This window comes from Micromonospora sp. NPDC007271, assembly GCF_040634005.1.
Taxonomy (GTDB): Bacteria; Actinomycetota; Actinomycetes; order Mycobacteriales; family Micromonosporaceae; genus Micromonospora.
Window position 1 is genome coordinate 1 of sequence record NZ_JBEYER010000203.1, and the last position, 3,089, is coordinate 3,089.

Sequence of the window (3,089 nt, forward strand, 5' to 3'; positions counted from 1 at the left end):
GTGCTGGGCCTCGGCGGCGCTGCCGCCGTTGCCGGCCACCAGCAGCCGCCCGCCGCGCGTCAGGGCCAAGGCCAGTTCGGTGCCCCAGTCGGCGAGGCGCGCGGCCTCCCGGCGGTACGGCAGCAGCGCGGCCGCCAGGCCGGACAGGTGCGCGTCGAGGGCGTCGAAGTGGGTCATCAGGCCACCGCCGGGGTGGGCCGGGCGACGTTCGTCATCGTCGCGTAGACCGTGCTGAGCTGTTCGGCGCAGCGCTTCCACGAGTACCGGCTGCGGATCCGGTCCAGCGCCGCCGTGGCGTACGCAAAACGGCGGACCTTGTCGGCGAGGAGCCGCCGGATCGCGGTGCCGAGCGCGCGGGGGTCACGCGGCGGCACCAGGTCCCCGGTGAGCCCGTCGACGACGGTGTCGGCGATGCCCCCGACGTTGCTGCCGACCACCGGCACACCGCAGGCCATCCCTTCGAGCGGGGTGAGGCCGAACGGCTCGTACCAGGGGGCGGCCACCAGCAGGTCCGCCGAGCGGTACCAGGACCCCATCTCCTCCCGCGGCACCGAGCCGACCAGCTTGACCCGGTCGGCGACCCCGCACGACTCGGCGAGCGCCGTGAGCCGGCGGGCGAACGCGTCGGCGGGCAGCAGGTCGGCCGGCGGGCCGCCGACCACCACGCACTCGGCGTCCGGCACCGCGGGCAGCGCCCGGACCACGTCCAGGAAACCCTTGCGTTCCACCAGCCGGCCGACGGTCAGGAGCCGCGGCCGGGCCGGGTCGCGCGGCGCGACCGGGCCGTCCGGCCGGAACACGTCCTGGTTGACACCGGAGGGGACCAGCGCCATCCGGGACCGGGGTACGCCCATCCGCACCAGCTCCCGGACCTCGTCCTCGCACTGCACGACGACCCGGTCGACGGCCCGGCCGAGCGCCCGCTCGTAACCGATCCGCCCCGGTGGGCTGCTGTCCCGCGCGCCCTGGTGCCGCCGCTTGACGGTGCCGAGCGCGTGGTACGTCAGCACCGTCGGCACCCCGGTCCGCCGGCCGGCGTGCACGGTGGCCAGCCCACTCATCCAGAAGTGCGCGTGCGCCACGTCCGGGGTCCAGTCGCCGCGTCGCCAGGCCTCGGCCAGCCAGCGGCCGAACTCGCCCATGTACGGCAGCAGTTCGTCCTTCGGCACCCGCCGGGCGGGACCGGCCGGCACGTGGCAGACCCGGTAGCCGTCCGGGGCGGACACCGCGTCGGGCAGCGTGGTGGAGTCGCGGCGGGTGTAGACGCGCACGTCGTGTCCCGCGCCGACCAGCGCGGCGGCGAGTTCCGCCACGTGGGTGTTCTGGCCGCCGGCGTCCTCCTCCCCGAGGACGGCGAGCGGGCTGGCGTGCTCCGAAATCATCGCGATGCGCATGTCTCCTCCTCCATCAGCCGGTCCCAGTCGGCGAGGAACCGGTCGAGCCCGAAGCGTTCCTTCGCCACCTCGCGCGCCCGTGCCCCCAGCCGGTACGCCGCGTCGCGGTCGGTGGCGAGCCAGCGCGCCGCCTCGACCAGCGTGTCGACCCGGGTGGCGAGCACGCCCGCGTCCGGTGGTACGGCGTCCACCGCCTCGGTCACGGCCAGCGCGACCACCGGCATGCCGATGGCCATCGCCTCGATGAGGCTCAGCCCTAGCGAGGTCCACCGGCACAGGTGCAGGTACGCCCGCCGCCGGGCCAGCTCCTCGTGCATCCGGTCCTGCGGCAGGTCGTCGTGGCCGGCCAGCCGGTCGGGCGGCAGCCCGAGCCGGTCGGCCAGCCCCGCCACGCCCATGCCGTAGACGTCCAGCGGGGCGACCGCGGCGAAGCGCGGCATCAGGTCCGTGCCGGTGACCCGCCAGCGGCGTGCCGGCTCGTTGGTGACCACCGCGAGGCGGTCGAGCTCGCCGGTCCACTCCGCCTTCGGCGGCACGATGCCGTGTTCGATGACGGCGGTGCGGGTGCCGCCGTTGTCCCAGAACAGCTCGTTGAATCCGGTGACGTGGGCGATGAGCAGGTCGTCCCGGTCGGCCATCGGGTGCCGGGTGTTCGGCACGTCGCCCTTGGGGGTGTTGTGCTCGACGTAGATCGCGGGCAGGTCCCGGCCGGGGCGGCGGCCCAGCCACCGCTGCGCCAGCTCCAGCTCCTCGGGCCGTTGCAGGATCACCAGGTCGACCTCGGCCCGCGCCAGCTCCTGCGGGGTCACCTCGACGGCGTTCGCCGGCCAGGCGTACGTCCGGGCGCGGCCCAGCCCGTACGGGCCGCGGTCCGGCGTGACCGGCACCAGGTAGCGGTGTCTCCCGTGCACGAACGACGTCGTCCAGGAGCCGTGTACGTGCCACAGCAGAACGTTCATGCCTCTCCTCAGGATCACAGCGGGCGGGGGCGGGCGGGCTGCGGCTAGTCCGGCGGCGTGGGGGCGAGCAGGCGTACGGCTGCGACCACGGCACCCGGGTCGAGGCCGCTCAGGCAGGGGTGCCCGGCGACCGGGCAGACGGCGGCCCGGGTGTCCCGGCAGGCCGCTCCGGCGTCGCCGAGCCGGACGACCGGCACCCGGTACGGCACCCACTGTCCGAACGGGACGGTGGGCGCGAACAGGCTGACCACCGGGGTGCCGACGGCGGCGGCGAGGTGCGCCGGCCCGGTGTTGCCGACCACCAGGCACCGGGCGCCGGAGATGAGCCGGGCGAGCCCGGCCAGGTCGGTCGCCCCGCCGAGATCGGTGCCGCCGCCGGCCGCGACCCGCGCGGTCAGGTCGCGCTCGTCGGGCCCGCCGGTGACCAGGACCCGCCACCCGTCGGCGACGAGCGCGGCCACGATCTCGGCGCAGCGGTCCGCCGGGCAGGCCCGGGCCGGCACTGACGAGCCGGGATGCACCACCACGTAGTCGCCGGCCGGCCCGGCGGGCGGGTGCTCCGGCGCCGTGCCGGTGACCGTCGGCGCGGAGCGGGGCACAGCTGCTCCGGTCGGGCTCGGCGGGGCCAGGTCGTCCCGTAGTCGCAGCCCCGGCTCGTCGTCGGCGGGCAGCGTGTAGCCCGCCGCGGCGGCGAGGGAGAGCGCCCGCTCGGGTTCGGGCACCCCGACCGGTACCC

Annotated in this window: 3 protein-coding genes; all 3 read right to left on the reverse strand. The window is 76.2% G+C overall.

Annotation, left to right across the window (positions count from 1 at the left end; all coding sequences use genetic code 11):
• Positions 1 to 176 precede the first annotated feature (176 nt).
• Complete coding sequence (locus tag ABZ570_RS33800; RefSeq protein ID WP_358072235.1) at positions 177 to 1,394, reverse strand: glycosyltransferase; 1,218 nt, start codon at positions 1,392 to 1,394, stop codon at positions 177 to 179.
• Complete coding sequence (locus ABZ570_RS33805; protein WP_358072237.1) at positions 1,379 to 2,353, reverse strand: glycosyltransferase; 975 nt, start codon at positions 2,351 to 2,353, stop codon at positions 1,379 to 1,381. The genes ABZ570_RS33800 and ABZ570_RS33805 overlap by 16 nt, the downstream gene beginning before the upstream one ends.
• A 44-nt stretch (positions 2,354 to 2,397) precedes the next feature.
• The coding region (locus tag ABZ570_RS33810) for a glycosyltransferase family 9 protein (protein WP_358072239.1) at positions 2,398 to 3,089 on the reverse strand (692 nt) is incomplete at its 5' end.